11 protein-coding genes are annotated in these 17,619 nt (G+C 55.5%); 6 read left to right on the forward strand and 5 right to left on the reverse strand.

Features of this window, described 5'->3' with window-relative positions:
* The first annotated feature begins 5 nt into the window (after positions 1-5).
* The 3 genes from B9K09_RS01985 to B9K09_RS01995 are packed head-to-tail and all read left to right on the forward strand — an operon-like array spanning position 6 to position 9,149.
* Entirely contained in the window at positions 6-7,628 is a 7,623-nt protein-coding gene (locus tag B9K09_RS01985) for an Hpt domain-containing protein (protein WP_087515275.1), read from the forward strand.
* Entirely contained in the window at positions 7,625-8,662 is a 1,038-nt protein-coding gene (locus tag B9K09_RS01990; RefSeq protein ID WP_087515276.1) for a chemotaxis protein CheB, read from the forward strand. The genes B9K09_RS01985 and B9K09_RS01990 overlap by 4 nt, the downstream gene beginning before the upstream one ends.
* Before the next feature lie 13 nt (positions 8,663-8,675).
* A complete protein-coding gene (locus B9K09_RS01995; RefSeq protein ID WP_087515277.1) occupies positions 8,676-9,149 on the forward strand; it encodes a chemotaxis protein CheW in 474 nt (157 codons plus the stop codon).
* A 59-nt stretch (positions 9,150-9,208) separates the two neighbouring features.
* Here B9K09_RS01995 and B9K09_RS02000 read toward each other — a convergent pair whose 3' ends face one another.
* Positions 9,209-9,928 (reverse strand): 16S rRNA (uracil(1498)-N(3))-methyltransferase, encoded by a 720-nt coding sequence (locus B9K09_RS02000; protein ID WP_087515278.1) that lies wholly within the window; start codon positions 9,926-9,928, stop codon positions 9,209-9,211.
* Between the two features lie 178 nt (positions 9,929-10,106).
* Between B9K09_RS02000 and B9K09_RS02005 the strand changes: the two genes are divergently transcribed.
* The gene (locus tag B9K09_RS02005) at positions 10,107-10,550 is read left to right on the forward strand and encodes a GNAT family N-acetyltransferase (protein ID WP_087515279.1); all 444 of its coding nucleotides are present in this window, start codon (positions 10,107-10,109) and stop codon (positions 10,548-10,550) included.
* Positions 10,551-10,652: 102 nt separating this feature from the next.
* On the opposite strand, the gene B9K09_RS02010 is transcribed toward B9K09_RS02005, so the two are convergent.
* The 3 genes from B9K09_RS02010 to B9K09_RS02020 form a co-directional block, all read right to left on the reverse strand.
* Positions 10,653-11,339 (reverse strand): CatB-related O-acetyltransferase, encoded by a 687-nt coding sequence (locus B9K09_RS02010; protein WP_087515280.1) that lies wholly within the window; start codon positions 11,337-11,339, stop codon positions 10,653-10,655.
* A gap of 95 nt (positions 11,340-11,434) precedes the next feature.
* Positions 11,435-12,121 carry a CatB-related O-acetyltransferase gene (locus B9K09_RS02015; protein ID WP_087515281.1) on the reverse strand — a complete coding sequence of 229 codons (687 nt, stop codon included), beginning with the start codon at positions 12,119-12,121 and terminating at the stop codon, positions 11,435-11,437.
* Between the two features lie 211 nt (positions 12,122-12,332).
* Entirely contained in the window at positions 12,333-13,739 is a 1,407-nt protein-coding gene (locus B9K09_RS02020; RefSeq protein ID WP_087515282.1) for an adenosylmethionine--8-amino-7-oxononanoate transaminase, read from the reverse strand.
* A 319-nt stretch (positions 13,740-14,058) separates the two neighbouring features.
* Between B9K09_RS02020 and B9K09_RS02025 the strand changes: the two genes are divergently transcribed.
* Together B9K09_RS02025 and B9K09_RS02030 are read left to right on the forward strand one after the other, a co-directional pair.
* Positions 14,059-14,607, forward strand: a complete 549-nt coding sequence (locus tag B9K09_RS02025) for a cytochrome b (RefSeq protein ID WP_087515283.1) — start codon at positions 14,059-14,061, stop codon at positions 14,605-14,607.
* A gap of 88 nt (positions 14,608-14,695) precedes the next feature.
* A complete protein-coding gene (locus B9K09_RS02030) occupies positions 14,696-15,274 on the forward strand; it encodes a YceI family protein (RefSeq protein ID WP_087515284.1) in 579 nt (192 codons plus the stop codon).
* Between the two features lie 131 nt (positions 15,275-15,405).
* Here the strand turns inward: B9K09_RS02030 and B9K09_RS02035 are convergent, their stop codons facing one another.
* The gene (locus tag B9K09_RS02035; RefSeq protein WP_087515285.1) at positions 15,406-17,292 is read right to left on the reverse strand and encodes a DEAD/DEAH box helicase; all 1,887 of its coding nucleotides are present in this window, start codon (positions 17,290-17,292) and stop codon (positions 15,406-15,408) included.
* Positions 17,293-17,619: the final 327 nt, after the last annotated feature.

Below are 17,619 nucleotides of genomic sequence, written 5' to 3' on the forward strand. Positions count from 1 at the left end.
TGACTATGGGTGATCGGCACGACTATGTCGCCCTAGAGTGGGTCAAAGGCGAAGTAGCAGAAACCCTGAAGCAGGCACGTCAGGCACTTGAGTCGTTCGTTGAGAACCCTCAAGACCCTACGCGCATGCGTTTCTGTTTGACTTACGTGCATCAGGTACACGGTACCTTGCAGATGGTTGAATTCCATGGCGCGGCATTGCTCGCGGAAGAAATGGAACACCTCTCGCAAGCGTTAATGGAAGGTCGGGTCGGCAACCAGGGCGAAGCGCTGGAAGTGCTGATGCAGGCGATTCTGCAGATGCCGGTTTATCTGGATCGCATACAAACTGCGCGCCGCGATCTGCCGATGGTCGTGCTGCCTCTGCTCAATGACCTGCGCTCTGCACGTGGTGAAAAACTGCTCTCAGAGACCAGTCTGTTTGCCCCGGATATGTCCCAGCGCCCGTCAGCGCTGTCGAGTGAAGCACTGGCGCAGCGCTATAACGCTGAGCTGCCAGGATTGCTACGCAAGCTGCGGCAAATGCTGCAAATGGCTTTGGTTGGCGTGTTGCGCAATCAAGATCTGCCAACCAATCTGGGGTATATGGCGCGGGTATTTGCACGCCTGGAATCGCTGTGCAAAGAGGCGCCGCTCGGTCCGTTATGGCAGATCGCCTCGGGCGTTATTGAAGGGCTCGCCAGCGGCAGTATCGCCAATGGAAGCTCGGTGCGCGCGCTGTTGCGTGAAGTCGACAAAGAACTCAAGCGGCTGATGGTCCAAGGTGCAGAGGGCTTCAATCAGCCTGCGCCGGATGAGTTGATCAAGAACCTGTTGTTCTATGTCGCCAAAGCTAGCGGCAAAACCCCACGTATTGCCGCATTGAAACAACATTACCGTCTGGATGAAGCACTGCCTGACGATGAAATCGTTGACGCCGAACGGGCGAGCCTCGCGGGTCCTGACCGCAACGCCATGCGTTCGGTGGTGGGTGCGCTGTGTGAAGAGCTGGTTCGGGTCAAAGACAGCCTCGATCTGTTTGTGCGCAGTGACCGTGCACAAATCGCTGAGCTGGAGTCTTTGCTTGCTCCGCTCAAGCAAATTTCTGACACCTTGGCGGTGCTGGGTTTTGCCCAGCCGCGTAAAGTCATCATTGACCAAATAGCCGTGGTTCAAGGCTTGGCCCAAGGCCTGCGTGAGCCTAGCGATGCCGTGTTGATGGATGTAGCCGGCGCGCTGCTGTATGTCGAGGCGACGCTGGCGGGCATGGTTGGCCCATCCGAAGAGGGCGGCAGTGAGGAAAGCCATCTGCCGACTACCGACGTCGCGCAGATCCACCAGTTAGTGATCAAAGAGGCGCGCACCGGCCTCGAACAAGCCAAAGATGCGATTATTGAATTCATTGCTTCGCAGTGGAATCACGACCATCTGGCCCGTGTGCCCGAGTTGCTCACGCAAGTACGTGGCGGCTTGGCAATGATTCCGCTGGAGCGCGCTGCGCAACTGCTTAATGCCTGCAATCGTTACATTCAAGAGCAATTGCTAGAGCGCAAAGCCATACCTAATTGGCAAAGTCTGGACACTCTGGCAGACGCTATTACCAGCGTTGAGTATTACCTTGAGCGCTTGGGTGATGATCACGCGAGCCAAGGTAATTTGATTCTCGACGTGGCGGAAGAAAGCCTCGAAAGTTTAGGTTATCCGCTGCAGCAAAAACCATCGACTCTTGATCAGCCAGAAGCGCCTGAATCAGCAGATGTTGCGACGCTGGATAAAGCCGAAACCGAGCCGCTTCAGCCCGCAGCGTTCGACGCCAGCGCTGAGTTTGATCTTGAGGAGCAAGCGGCGTTGCCTGAGTTCGATCTGGACCTCGGCGCCAACGAACTTGAGCCTTTGGCTAATCCGCTGGACGACATCGAAGTAATCAATGCTGAGTCCATCGCAGAACCAGAACCAGAGCAAAGCCTGGAAGTGGATCTGTCGAGTGACAACTTTGACGCTGCTCTTGAGCAACAGCTTGATGCTGAAACGACAAAAGTAGAGCCGATTACCGACTCGAGCCCGGCGCAGTCAGATGAGTCCGTGGATTTTGGCTCATTGGATGATCTGAGTGATGAGTTTGCTGACCTTGATTCAGACAACCCAGAGGCGCTGAGCTTTGACTTGGCCGAGATCACCCCGGTTGAAAACAGCACCGAAAACGACATCGAGCTGGTTGACTTCGATTTCGCCGATCTGGAATTTGAGCCGACGGATGCGCCAGCTGATGAGCAACTGCCTAGGTTGCAACTTGATGAAAATCCAGCGTTTTCATTAGATGACCCCGACCTGCAGCTTGAGGCCTTCAGCCTTGATTCGCTAGAGCCACAAACCAGCTGGAACGACGAAGATATTGCAGCACTGGGCTTGCCAGAGGTTGAGCTGCCAAGCTTGAGTGAGTCACAGCCTACGTCTGCCGATGAGGCTGAAAAGCCGATGTCGATGGCCGATGTCATGGCTGCACCGGCGCAAGTGGTTAACCCACCCGCCCATGACGTACCGCCAAGCCTGTTGCCGCCTCCGGCCGATGAAGAGCCCTTCGATGATGAACTGGCTGAAGTGTTCATTGAAGAAGCCGCTGAAGTACTCGAAACCATCGCCGAGTATTACCCGCAGTGGTGCGCTGACACCCAGAACAAAGATGCCTTGATTGAAGTGCGTCGGGCTTTCCACACCCTCAAGGGCAGTGGCCGGATGGTCCGTGCGCTGGTTATCGGTGAGCTGGCTTGGTCGATTGAAAACCTGCTCAATCGCGTACTTGATCGCAGTATCGAGCCTGATGCTGATGTGCAACAGGTGATCACTGATGTCATCAACCTGACACCTGAACTGGTCAACGAATATGCTGACAAGGCGCAGCGTCAGCGTGATGACGTTGACCTGCTGGCGATGACTGCGCATGCCTTGGCCAAAGGCCAGCGCATCAACCAGCCAGTGGTCACCGAGCCAGTTGAGGCCACGGTTGAAGCGTCTGATGATGTGGCTGAACCGTCGAGCGACCGTGATGAAATGCTCGATCCGCAGTTGCTGGATATCTTCCGCAGCGAGGCTGAGACTCATCTCGACACCTTGTTGCGTTTCATCGCCGATTGCGAACGTGAGTTACCGCAGCCGGTTACCGATGATTTGCAGCGTGCTCTGCACACGCTAAAAGGCAGTGCCTACATGGCCGGTATTCTGCCGGTTGCCGAGATCGCTGCGCCGCTGGAAAAGCTGGTCAAGGAGTTCAAGACCAACCTGATCGCGTTGGATATGTCCGAGGCTGATCTGTTGCGTAGGGCTGAGCAGTTGTTCCGTCTGGCGCTTGCGCAACTTGAAGAGCATCCGCTGGCCGCATTGCCTGGCGCGGAAACGTTCCTCAGTGATGTGCAAGCGTTGCATCGGGAGCGCCTCGATACTGCTGAGAACAACCGCAAAAGTGAGTTGGGCGAGACGCGTGATCCACAGTTGATCAGCATCTTCCTGGCTGAAGGCATGGATATTCTGCTGGATGCCGAGAAACTCTTGCGCAACTGGCGCGAACATCCGTTCGAGCGTCAGGAACTCAGCGCATTGCTTGATGAGTTAACCATGCTTGGGCGTGGCGCTGACATGGCTGAGCTGCCGCAAATCGATGAGCTTTGCGAGGCATTGCTGGATCTTTATGGCGCTGTCGAAGAAGGCAGGCTTGCGGTTAGTGAGCGCTTCTTCACTGAGGCAGAGCTGGCCCACGAAGCACTTATCGGAATGATGGATCAAGTCGCTGCGGGCCTGCAGGTCAGTACTGAGCCGCAGCGAGTCGAGGCCTTGCGGGTTTTGCTCAATGAAGCACTCGATCCATCCAAGTTGGCTTTGTTGTCGAGCCCCGACGGCCTGGACATTGTTGAGCTTGATGCTGCAACTGCGGCGCTGCAGGCGCTTACAGACGCAGATTCGGTTGAGGAGTCAAGCGTTGACCCGACCGAAGAGCCAAGCGACGAGCTGCCCGCATCAACCGCTGAAATCGTAGCGTTTGAACCTGAACCTGCTCAACCGCCACTTGTCGAGCAACCATCAAGCATCGATGTCTATGAGTCGTTGGATGACGAGATGGTTGAAATCTTCCTTGAGGAAGCGGTCGACCTGCTCGATAGCGCCAGTGTTTCACTCGATCGCTGGTTGGCAAACCCGGAAGATCACACTCCACTGCACGAGCTTTATCGTGATCTGCACACCCTCAAAGGTGGTGCGCGGATGGCCAACATCAAGCCGGTTGGTGACCTCGGTCACGAGCTGGAAACGCTTTATGAGCGTCTGCTCGATGGTCGTCTGAAGGTTGCGCCTGAACTGACTGGTTTACTCCAGCAAAGTCACGACCGCCTGGCCGTTCAAGTTGAACAGATGCAAGCTCGGGCGCAAATGGCTCCGGCCGATGATTTGATTGCTGCCATTCAGGCATTTATCCGTGGTGATCAGATTGTTGCGGACGATCAGCCTCAGGCAGAGCCATCGACGCCCGCTGGATCAGTTGACGACAGCGCCGAAATTGCCGAGCTAACTGCTGAACCTGAGCCTGAGCCTGAGATTGAGCACGACCTGTCAGACGCTGAGACGGATGAATCAGCGTCTGATCAGCCAGACGCTCAAGCCGCAGACCTCGAACCTGAGAACGGCGAAGAACTGGGCGCCGAGCAACCTGATGCCGAACCGATAAGCGCAGAGGATGCGAGTGCCAGCGAAGCTGACTTACAGCCGCTGGACGAAGCGAATCAGACCGATGCGACGCAAGCACCCTTGCTCGATCTCAATATGTCGTCCGAATCAGATGCTGTGCCAGCGGCGCAAGCGCCGATTGCGGAGCCTGTTGATGAGCGTGATCAAGAGCTGGTCGAGATTTTTCTTGAAGAAGCTTTCGATATTCTCGACAGCTCGGCTACGGCCTTGCAACGCTGGATCAACGATGTTGATAACAGCCTTGAGTTGGAGTCACTGCAACGCGACCTGCACACCCTTAAAGGTGGCGCGCGGATGTCTGAAATCGCTGAAGTTGGCGATCTCGCCCATGAGCTTGAATTTCTGTATGAAGGTTTGAGCGATGGCCGCCTGCGTGCGAGCCCTGAGCTGTTTAACTTGCTGCAACATAGTCACGACAGCCTTGCAGCAATGCTCGAAGCCGTGCGTGATCAGCGTCCGGTGCCAAATGGCGCTGCATTGATCGAGACCATCAAGCAGTTCCGCAGCAGTCCGGGCCAACAGCTGAGCATGCCATCCAGCGTGCACTTGCATGCGGCTGGCGCTGAAGATGGCGAAGAGTCAGATATCCTCGATATCTTCCTTGAAGAAGCGGATGAGCTGCTTGAATCAATGGAAGTTGCGGTCGGCCGTTGGGACGTCAGTCGTGATGACGTCAGCGCGATTGATGACATCCTGCGTATTTTGCACACCCTCAAAGGTGGCGCGCGTTTGGCCGGTCAGAAGCGACTGGGTGATCTGGCGCATGACCTTGAGCAGCATCTGAGCGAAGCGCAGCAGCAAAGTGCGCCATGGCCGGAGAGCATTTATCTCGACGTGCAGTCGGGTTATGAAGGCCTGGTTAGCGAAGTTGATTTGCTGCGGGAACGCCTGGCGAATGAACCTTTGGATGCGCCGGTCGAAGAGCCAGCAGCGCCCGTCGCCAATTATCAGTCAAACCTGTCTGCGCCGATTGTTGCCGCCAGTGCAATGCCTGCGCACGAACTGGTCGACAAGGTTCTGCCTTTCGTCCGTCGCGCCCAGGAAGCTGCACAAGAAGCCGCATCACGCCGGGCTCCGCAAGAGCTGGTCAAAGTGCCTGCGGAGTTGCTTGAAGGCTTGGTCAACTTGGCGGGTGAGACATCGATCTTCCGTGGCCGGGTTGAACAGCAGGTCAGTGACTTTGGCTTCACGCTCAGCGAGATGGAATCGACCATCGACCGGGTACGTGATCAGTTACGGCGTCTCGATACTGAAACCCAGGCACAGATTCTCAGCAGCTATCAGGCTGAGGCTGAACGCGCCGGTTACGAAGACTTCGATCCGCTGGAAATGGACCGTCACTCACAACTGCAAACCTTGTCGCGCTCATTGTTCGAGTCGGCGTCTGACTTGCTCGATTTGAAAGAGACACTGGCCGCACGTAACCGCGACGCGGAAACCTTGCTGCTGCAACAAGCGCGGGTCAATACCGAGTTGCAGGAAGGCCTGATGCGTACGCGCATGGTGCCATTCGAGCGTTTGGTACCGCGTCTGCGGCGTATCGTCCGCCAGGTTGCAGGCGAGCTAGGCAAACAGGTTGAGTTCGTCGTCGGTAATGCCGATGGTGAGATGGACCGTACCGTTCTTGAGCGTATCGTCGCACCGCTTGAACACATGCTGCGTAACGCCGTGGATCACGGTATTGAGTCAGTTGATGCGCGCCGCGCTGCGGGTAAGCCTGCGCAAGGCACGATTCGTCTGAGCCTGGGCCGCGAGGGCGGTGATATCGCCCTGACCCTGACCGATGACGGTGGTGGTATCAACCGTGATGCGGTTCGCCGTAAAGCCATCGAGCGTGGCCTTATGGATGCAGATTCCGACCTCACTGATTACGAAGTTCTACAATTCATTCTTGAGGCGGGTTTCTCCACTGCCGAGAAGGTCACGCAGATCTCTGGCCGTGGCGTCGGTATGGACGTGGTGCACTCCGAGGTTAAGCAGCTCGGTGGCTCGATGAGCATCGACTCGACGCCGGGCGTCGGCACCAGCTTCCTGATTCGTCTGCCATTTACCGTGTCGGTTAACCGCGCGTTGATGGTGTACTCGGGTGAAGACCTCTACGCGATTCCACTGAACACCATCGAAGGTATCGTGCGCGTTTCGCCTTACGAGCTTGAAGCCTATTACGCGCCTGATGCGCCGCGCTTCGAGTACGCTGGCCAAGCTTACGAGTTGCGTTATCTCGGCGACCTGCTCAATAACGGCCAGCAACCGAAACTGGTTGGGCAAAGCTTGCCGTTGCCGGTGATTCTGGTGCGTTCGAGTGAGCACACCGTTGCGGTGCAGGTCGATTCGTTGGCGGGTTCTCGTGAGATCGTGGTGAAGAGCCTCGGTCCGCAATTTGCCGGTGTGCACGGTATTTCCGGGGCGACCATCCTCGGTGACGGTCGCGTGGTGGTGATTCTCGATCTGCTGGCAACCATTCGTGTGTTGCACGCGCATCTGCTTAACCAACTGCAACCTCGCTTGGTTAACCAGAAAGCGACAGAGGCGGAGATCGAAGCCGATCGTCCAACGCTGGTGATGGTGGTGGATGACTCGGTGACGGTGCGTAAGGTGACCAGCCGTTTGCTTGAGCGTAACGGTATGAACGTACTGACCGCCAAAGATGGGGTTGATGCGATCTCGCTGCTGCAAGAGCACAAGCCAGACATCATGCTGTTGGATATCGAAATGCCGCGCATGGATGGCTTCGAAGTGGCGACGCTGGTGCGTCACGACTCACGTCTGAAGGACTTGCCGATCATCATGATCACCTCGCGTACCGGTGAAAAACACCGTGAGCGGGCGCTAAGCATTGGTGTCAACGAGTACCTGGGTAAACCTTACCAAGAGTCGCTCTTGCTTGAGAGCATCAATCAGTTGGTTAAACGCACATGACAGCAAAGGCCACCGCTCGCATCGCCGTAATTGCTGATACATCCTTGCAGCGCCATGTGCTGCAGCAGGCGCTGGCGGGCAGTGGCTACGAAGTGGTTATGAACAGTGATCCAGCGCGTCTTGATGAAGAGGCGTTGCAGGCATGCGAGGCTGACCTGTGGCTGGTTGATCTGGCTCAGTCAGACGACTCGCCATTGATTGATAACCTGCTCGAAACGACCTCTGCGCCGGTGTTGTTTGGCGAAGGCCATGCGCCTGAACGTCATTCCGAGAACTACCCACGCTGGGAACGCAGCCTGTTTGCCAAACTTAAAAAGCTGGTGGGCGATCCGTCAAAAGCAGTGGGGCCAACGCTTGAGGCTTTATTGACTGAGGCGCAGCGCCCAACGCGTTTAGAGTTGCCGCAAGTGCTGGCTGATTCGCAATTGGTGGTCGGCGCGCCTGCGCAGCAGGTCTGGCTGTTGGCCGCATCAATGGGCGGCCCGGCAGCGGTTAAAGCCTTTCTGGATGCTTTGCCCGGCGGTTTGCCGGTGGGCTTTATTTACGCGCAACACATCGATGCCAGCTTCGAGTCAGTGTTACCGCAAGCGGTAGGCCGGCACAGTCAATGGCATGTTAACCCGGCGCGCGACGGCGATAGTGTGCGGTGCGGCGAAGTGATTGTAGTGCCGATCAGCCGTGAACTTGAGTTCGCCCGCGACGGTGCGATGCATATTACCGAACGTGCCTGGCCCGAGCCGTATAGCCCTTCGATTGACCAGATGATGTTGAATCTGGCTCAGCAGTTTGGCAACCAATGCGGGGTGATCGTATTCAGTGGCATGGGCAGCGATGGCAGTGCAGCTGCCGCGTACGTCAAACGTCAGAATGCACTTGTCTGGACCCAGCGCGCCGATACGTGCGTGTGCCCAAGTATGCCCGACAGCTTGCGTGAAGGTGGCTACAGCGATTATACGGCTGACCCTCGTGAGCTGGCGCTCGGGCTGGTTAATTATCTGGCAGAGCAGTGCCGTAATTCTGCATCGAACGCCTGATCAGGACTTCTTAATGAGCCAAGCTATAACGACCGAAAACAGCGTCACCAGCCTCACGTGCCTAGCCATTCCGTTGGCCGATCGCACCTTGCTGATACCTAACGTGGTGGTTGCGGAGTTGATCCCGTATCGCGCGCCACAGCCGAGCGCGGGGATGCCTGCATGGTTTTTGGGGCAGATCAATTGGCGTGACCTGCGCTTGCCGTTGTTGTCATTCGAGGCAGCCAGTGATGGGCAGGCACAAATCGGCGGCAATGCTCGGGTGGCGGTGATCAACGCGCCGGGTGGCCGGGAAAAAGTTAAGTTTATTGCCCTGCTGGTGCAGGGTATTCCGCGCTCGGTAAAAGTTGCCAGCGACCTGGTTACAGCACCTGGCGCAACACTGGCGCCATTGGAATTGGATGCGGTGCAAGTGGGTGATGAAGTGGTCAAAATCCCTGATCTGATCGCACTTGAGCAGTTGCTGGAAGACGCAGGCCTGATCTAAGCCTGGCTGCACGACAAACGCCAGCGGATGCTGGCGTTTTGCTTTACGGCTGCTGCGACTTAAAAATCGCCCCACAACTGCTGCGCGACACTCAGAGCCACCACCGGCGCCGTTTCGGTGCGCAACACCCTTGGGCCTAAACGCGCAGCATGAAAACCCTGTTCTTTGGCCTGCTCGACCTCGGCGTCATTCAAGCCGCCTTCAGGCCCGATCAAAAAGGCCAGCGAGCGGGGCTTGGCATGGCTCTCCAGTGGTTCGGCAACCGGGTGCAGCACCAGTTTCAACTCGCTGTCTATCTGCGCTAGCCAATCTTTCAAGCTGATCGGTGGATGAATCACCGGCACCACTGAGCGGCCACATTGCTCACAGGCGCTAACCGCCACCTGACGCCAATGCGCCATGCGTTTATCTGCACGTTCATCTTTAAGTCTGACTTCACAGCGTTCGCTGACGATCGGACTGATCTCGGTTGCACCCAGCTCTGTGGCTTTTTGAATCGCCCAATCCATTCGCTCGCCACGCGACAAACCCTGACCGAGATGAATGCTCAGGGGCGATTCCGGTTGCCCGGCGATACATTCGCGCAGATCAACGCTGACGGTCTTTTTGCCAACTTCAACCAGCTCGCCAAGAAACTCGTTGCCGCTGCCATCAAACAACTGCACCGCATCGCCGACGCTATGGCGCAGCACGCGGCTGATGTAATGAGCCTGCGCCTCAGGCAACGGGTGCTGGCCAATGGAGAGCGGGGCATCGATAAAAAAACGAGATAGGCGCATGGGCAAACTATTAACTGAATACAGGGAAGCGCAGTTTAGCGTGTTTGAAGCCCGCGTTGTGTGTGAGCACCGGTATGGTGTTGAGTCGCATTGCAGACGTTTGCAGCGGTCGATATGGACGGCCGCCGGACTTTCGTATTAGGGTCAAACGCGTTGATGGGATACAAAGGAGTACGTCATGGAAAAAACAATCAGACTTGCCGGCCAAGCCGATATCAATGCTATTTTTGATATTCGAACAAGCGTTCAGGAAAACCACTTGTCCCATAGTCAGTTAGCGGAAATGGGTATTACTCCCGAGACTATCAGACAGGCAATTTTAGAGGCCCCGTGCGCTTGGGTCGCTGAGGTCGATGGTGTCCCTGTAGGTTTTTCCATGGTTGATGTTGAGGATGGCTGCGTATTTGCCGCCTTCGTTCTCCCTGAGTTCGAGGGGCACGGATTGGGTCGCAGTCTGATGGAGAGAGCAGAGGCTTTCCTATTTCAACACCACCAGACGATATGGCTAGAAACCGCTGGAGCAAGTCGTGCGAGTGGCTTTTATCGAAGCCTTGGCTGGCAGCCCGTGGAGAATTTACCGGAAGGTGATATTCGCTTTGAAAAATGCCTGAATAATAACTAAGCAATGCGCCAGCTAGGCGCTTACAAACAACGAACATGTTCTTAGGGGACAGACCACGTTTTCGCTGGATGCGTATAAACAAATGGGGTCTGTCATTAGCTCTTAAGTTGCTTGGCGACGGTTTCGAGCGTACTCAAGGAAGCCCTCGACATCTTCAGAGCATAGTTGCTCGACAACACTAGCCACTTCCTCTTTCGGCCAGTCCCACCATTGGCTGGCTAAGAGTGCATCACGTGTTGGTTGATCAAAACGCCAGCCGATAACCCGGGCAGGATTTCCCGCGACAATCGAGAAGGGTTCGACATCCTTGCAAACCATTGCTCCAGCCGCCACGACAGCCCCGTGGCCAATGGTAACCCCCGATAAAATTGTGCATTGGGTGCATAACCAAACATCGCTGCCGATAAGCACATCGCCCCGTGACTCTTCGTAATCCTCGATGTGACGAGCTTGTTTCAACATGGCTGGGAAGGGATAGGTGGTGACCCAGTCAGTCCGATGATTACCGCCAAGTAGAATCAGAACCCCTTTGGCGATTGAGCAGTAAGCGCCAATTTTGAGTGTCGTACCTTCGCGAACGTACTTGACGTCAGGCATTCCATAGCTGCCGGTGCCATATTCATAGTGCGGGTAACGGCGCTTGAAATGTTCTTTGCCTCGATCAAATTCGGGCACACGTCCAAGGATACGTTTAAGCCGTTTTCTCTTTGCGCCAGGGCTTGCAACGCCTATGTACAACAGCACCACTATCAGCGCGCTAGCCGATAGGACTAATGACACCCACTCCATGTTTCACTCTCCATTTCCATATTTGGTACAAACACCAACAAAAACTGACAGACCACGCTTTCGCTGGATGCGTATATGGGATCTGTCATTCGCTATTAAGTTGCTTGGCGACGGTTTCGAGCGTACTCAAGGAAACCCACAATATCGTCAGAGCACAGTTGCTCGACAACACTCGCAACTTCTTCTTTTGGCCAGTGCCACCAATTCGTCGCAACCAGCGCTTCGCGTGTTGGCTCATCAAAACGCCAGCCGATTACCCGAGCAGGATTTCCCGCAACAATAGAGTAGGGTGCGACATCCCGATTAACCAGTGATCCAGCAGCCACCACGGCACCGTGACCGATGGTGACTCCCGATAAAATGGTGCTGTTGGTACATAGCCAAACATCGCTTCCGATTATCACATCGCCCCGTGATCCGTCGTAGCCCTTGATGTGACTCGCTTCTTTCAACTTGGCCGGGAAAGGGTAGGTGGTGATCCAGTCAGTACGATGATTACCTCCAAGTACGATCAGCACGCCATTGGCGATTGAACAGTAAGCGCCAATTTTGAGTGTCGTGCCTTCGCGGAAATCCTTTACGTTAGGCATTCCATAGCTGCCGGTGCCATATTCATAGCGCGGGTAGCGACGTTTGAAATGTTCCTGACCCCGATCAAGTTCGGGCACTTGCTCAAGGATACGTTTAAGCCGCTTTCTCTTTGCGCCAGGGCTTGCAACACCTATATACACCAGCACTACGATCAGCGCGCTCGCTGACAACACCAACGATACCCACTCCATTTCCCACTCCCCCCAAAGCCACGCTGGGTCCTCGTAGTTGATTTTAGTGGTCAACTAATCTCGAACACGGATTTCAATTTTTTATTAGTTTTCACCGGCTCATTAGCTTCCAGTCCCATGATCTAAAGACATGGCAGCTAATGGCCGATCATAAATATTTATTGGCTGAGCTTAACCCTGCTTTGTGATCCGGCTTGCAAAACCGTAACGCTTAACCCGGGTCACGAAAGCCCGGATAGTTGCTATTACCCTGGGCCACGCTGACCGACGTGCGGGTGGCAATATCAATCCCCTCGCTGGCGACTTCTGCCAGAAAGTCGATCTGCTCAGGGGTGATCACATACGGCGGCAGAAAGTACACCACGCTCCCCAGTGGGCGCAGCAGCGCGCCGCGGTCCAGGGCGTGCTGATAGACCTTTAAGCCGCGCCGTTCTTGCCACGGGTAAGGCGTTTTGCTGGTTTTGTCTGCGACCATTTCGATTGCCAAGGCCATGCCTGTTTGGCGGACTTCGGCAACATGCGGGTGGTCGACCAGGTGAGCTGTGGCGTCGTGCATGCGTTTGCTCAGTGCGCGGTTGGCTTCGATAACATTGTCTTGCTCGAAGATATCCAGTGTCGCCAACGCCGCTGCGCAAGCCAGCGGATTGCCGGTGTAGCTGTGCGAGTGCAAAAACGCGCGCAAGGTTGAATAGTCGTCGTAGAACGCTTGGTAAATAGTGTCGGTGGTTAAGCAGGCGGCAAGCGGTAAGTAGCCTCCAGTCAGTGCTTTGGACAGGCACAGGAAGTCCGGGCGAATCCAGGCTTGTTCGCAGGCGAACATGGTGCCGGTGCGGCCGAAACCGACTGCAATCTCATCCAGAATCAGGTGCACGCCATAGCGGTCACAGGCTTCACGCAACAGTGTCAGGTAAATCGGATGGTACATGCGCATACCGCCTGCGCCTTGGATCAGCGGTTCAACGATGACGGCTGAAACTTCGTGATGATGCTCGGCAAGTGTTTGTTCCATGTGGTTGAACATTAGCCGCGAATGTTCTTCCCAGCTCACGCCTTCCGGGCGGTTGTAGCAGTCCGGGCTTGGTACTTTGATCGTGTCGAGGAGCAGGGCTTTATAGGTGTCGGTGAACAACGCGACATCGCCAACCGACATCGCCGCGACTGTCTCACCATGGTAGCTATTGCTCAGGGTGACGAAGCGTTTTTTCTCTGGCTGGCCGATGTTGAGCCAGTAGTGGAAGCTCATCTTCAAGGCGATTTCGATGCACGATGAGCCATTGTCCGCATAAAACACCCGGTCGAGTCCGTCCGGGGTCAGCTTGACCAGGCGTTCTGATAGCTCGATGACGGGTTGATGGCTGCAACCGGCGAGGATGACATGTTCCAGTTGATCGACCTGATCCTTGATGCGCTGATTGATTCGCGGGTTGCAGTGACCGAAGACATTGACCCACCACGAGCTGACCGCATCGAGATAACGCTTGCCGTCGAAGTCCTCAAGCCACACACCTTCGCCGCGTTTGATGGGCACTAGAGGGAGCTGTTCGTGGTCTTTCATTTGTGTGCAAGGGTGCCAAACCACAGCGAGGTCGCGCTGCATCCACTGGTTATTCAAACTCATAGGGGACTCCAAATCTTTGCACACAGCCTATCAGATGCGAATGCTGGGCTTCTGAGCAATTAGTGATTGAGTTTCAAGCCATCGGTCTTGTTAGGTAGATGGGACGGCAGTCGTGGGTTGTTGGGTCACTGATGGTTGTTGCTGTAACAATGGTCGGTAAATATGCTCTAGATACAAATAAATACTCTGTAAAGCCTGTAGCCCTTTGTTAGTTATCGTATTTCCCGATATTTCAAAGCGAAAATTTACGCTTTATATCGATAGTTTTGTTGCTAATCTTGGCTCAACTTGAAAGTCATAATTTTTGTGGAACATATTGATGCAGTGGCGCAACTCTCCCTCACGTTACGGCGTGATTAGTATTTCGATGCACTGGCTGGTGGCCGTGGTGGTATTTGGCTTGTTTGGTCTTGGTGTCTGGATGGTCGAGCTTGATTACTACAGCAGCGTTTACACCGATGCTCCGATGATCCATAAAGGCATCGGTATTTTGCTGTTTATAGCCATGCTCCTGCGAGTGTGCTGGCGTTGGATCAGCCCGCCGCCGGGACACCTACAAAGTCATGGTCGTGTGACTCAGCTGGCCACTAAATTGGGCCACGCATTCCTGTATATCGGTTTGTTTGTGTTGATGATTGCCGGTTACCTGATTTCAACTGCAGACGGTCGTGGTATCAGTGTCTTTGGCTTGTTTGAAGTGCCGGCGACCCTTACCGGCATTCCTGATCAGGAAGATATTGCAGGTTTGGTGCACGAATACCTGGCCTGGACGATCGTTATTTTTGCGGGGCTGCATGGTTTGGCTGCGCTCAAGCACCATTTTATTGATCGTGACAGCACGCTAAAACGCATGCTTGGCCGCGAATAAATTTTAGTTGTTGAATCGCGTGGACAGTCTGCGCACCCCTGAAACGTTGCAATATGATTTTGCAAGATTACTTTGGAAGGAAGACTCTATGTTGAAGAAAACGCTTGCCGCACTCGCGCTAGGCACTGCTTTGATCGGTGCGGGTCAGGCTTCTGCTGCTGATTACGTGATCGACACAAAAGGCCAGCACGCCTTTGTTAATTTCAAGATTAACCATTTGGGTTACAGCTGGTTGTACGGCACCTTTAAAGAATTCGATGGCAGCTTCAGCTACGACGCCAAGACGCCAGAAGCCAGCAAAGTTAAAGTAACCCTGCAGACCGAGAGCGTTGACACCAACCATGCTGAGCGCGATAAGCACATCCGCAGTGGTGACTTCCTTAACGTCAGCAAAAACCCAACAGCCACCTTCGAATCGACTTCGGTTAAATCGACTGGCGACGGTGCAGCTGATGTTACCGGCAACCTGACCCTTAACGGTGTGACCAAGCCTGTTGTTGTTAAGGCCAAGTTCGTCGGTGAAGGTGATGACCCGTGGGGCGGCTACCGCGCTGGCTTTGAAGGCACCACCACGATCAAGCTGAAAGACTTCAACATCGAAAAAGACCTCGGTCCTGCGGCGCAGGAAGTTGAGTTGATCATTTCGTTTGAAGGTGTTCGTCAGTAATTACTGATTGATCATAAAAAACGCCGACTTCAAGTCGGCGTTTTTTATGGGCGAAGAACACTCAATTCGCGGTGCGCAGATACAGCAACGCCGGCACTGGGCCGGCGTTGTTGTATGCAGCAGTTGCAGCCTTACTCGTCGCGGTTACGCGTTAGCAATGCTGGTTTCTCACTGCGTGGACGACTGCTCGGCAGTTGGTCCAGTTGCTCCGGTGTTGGGAACCGGTCAAGGCGCGAGCTTTTATGCATGATGACAGGCTGTTTGTCTGTCGTCTTGTTAGCCACTGGCTCGCTGCGTGGCAGCTCATCACGATTAAGTGAGGTGCTGCGCTCACGGTCACGTGGCGGGCGTGAACGGTTGGCTCCGGAGCCATTACGGCCCTGACCACCTTGACGCTTGCCTTGACCGCCGCTGTTGGGCTTGGCTGCACCGCCAGCAGCGCCACCGCTACGTGGGCCACGGCTCGGGTTGCGTGGTTGGCCTGATGTTGGCTGCGCAGCAGCTGCCGCAGGACGGCGTCCACGATTTTGCGACCTGTTCTGGTTCGGGCTGACGTAGTCAACGCGGTTACCAAAGTTATCAATTTCGTCGTCGCGGAACTCATCTGGCGCGCGGTCTGGGGGGAGTACCGGAATCGCAGCCGTGGCGGCTGGACGGTTACTGCGTTCGCCACGTGGCTTTGGCTTGCGGCCAGCACCTTCACGGCCGCCTTCGCGGCTACCGGCAGGCTTGGCTGCGCGACCGGTGTCTTTACCTTTGTCTTTACGACCGCCACCATGACGCTCACCATCAGGTGTAGCAGGGCGTGGCGCACGTTGTTGGCGCGGCTGACGTGGTTCGCGAACTTCAGGGCGCTCAGCTTCTACAGTGCTGGCGTCGAAGCCCATTACGTCGCCATCGGCAATCTTCTGCTTGGTCATGCGTTCGATGCCGCGCAGCAGTTTTTCTTCGTCTGGAGCTACCAGCGAGATCGCTTCACCGCTGCGACCTGCACGGCCAGTACGGCCAATGCGGTGTACGTAATCTTCTTCAACGTTTGGCAGCTCGAAGTTGACCACGTGCGGCAGTTGGTCGATATCCAGACCGCGAGCGGCGATATCAGTGGCTACCAAAATGCGCACTTTGTTGGCTTTAAAATCAGCCAAGGCTTTGGTGCGAGCGTTCTGGCTCTTGTTGCCGTGAATCGCAACCGCTGGCAAGCCGCGCTTGTCGAGGTATTCAGCCAGGCGGTTGGCGCCGTGCTTGGTACGGGTGAAGACCAGTACTTGTTCCCACGCGCCGGCAGTAATCAAGTGAGCCAACAGCGCACGCTTGTGGCTCGCTTGCAGGCGGAATACGCGTTGCTCGATACGCTCGACCGTGGTGTTCGGCGGCGTTACTTCGATGCGTTCCGGGTTATGCAGCAGCTTGCCAGCAAGGTCGGTAATATCTTTGGAGAAGGTCGCGGAGAACAGCAGGTTCTGGCGCTTGCTCGGAAGACGGGCGAGGACCTTCTTAACGTCATGGATAAAACCCATGTCGAGCATACGGTCGGCTTCGTCGAGTACTAAAATCTCGACGTGCGACAGGTCGATGCTGCCTTGGCCAGCAAGGTCAAGCAGGCGCCCCGGGCAGGCGACGAGAACGTCAACGCCCTTGGCGAGTGCCTGGACTTGCGGGTTCATGCCAACGCCGCCAAAAATGCAGGCGCTGACGAATTTCAAATCGCGGGCATACAGCTTAAAGCTGTCGTGCACCTGGGCGGCCAATTCACGGGTCGGTGTTAGCACCAGTACACGTGGTTGTCTTGGGCCGTGACGTTGTTCGCGGTCCGGGTGACCGTTAGGGAACAAACGTTCAAGGATTGGTAGGGCGAAACCGCCTGTTTTACCCGTGCCAGTCTGTGCCGCTACCATCAGGTCGCGACCTTGCAACGCGGCGGGAATAGCCCGCTGTTGCACCGGAGTTGGCTGGGTGTAGCCGGCGGACTCGACCGCACGAACCAAAGCCTCGGAGAGACCGAGGGAAGCAAAGGACATGTGAAATCCTGTCTAGTGAGGGCGTAGCCCTATGATGTATTGCCTGGCTTGAATCGCACGTGGGGCGCGCAATCCCGTCCGGTACTGCTGCCTCTGGGAGGGGCTAGCATCCGGGCGCAAGCCTGGCGGGAAGTCCCGAGTATAACAGAGCTTGGCCGTTGCGCAGTAGTTGCCTGCTTAATGGCGCTGCATTTGCTGCATACGGGGTTTAATTAATAGCATTGTCTTGGGCATGCGCAGTGGTAATTAGTTCGCATAAACCAAGGATTTACTGAGCAATTGCTCGAAATATTGCTCAGTAGAGGCCTGTGTCGTTGCACAGGCCTC

Source organism: Pseudomonas sp. M30-35, from assembly GCF_002163625.1.
Lineage (GTDB): Bacteria > Pseudomonadota > Gammaproteobacteria > Pseudomonadales > Pseudomonadaceae > Aquipseudomonas.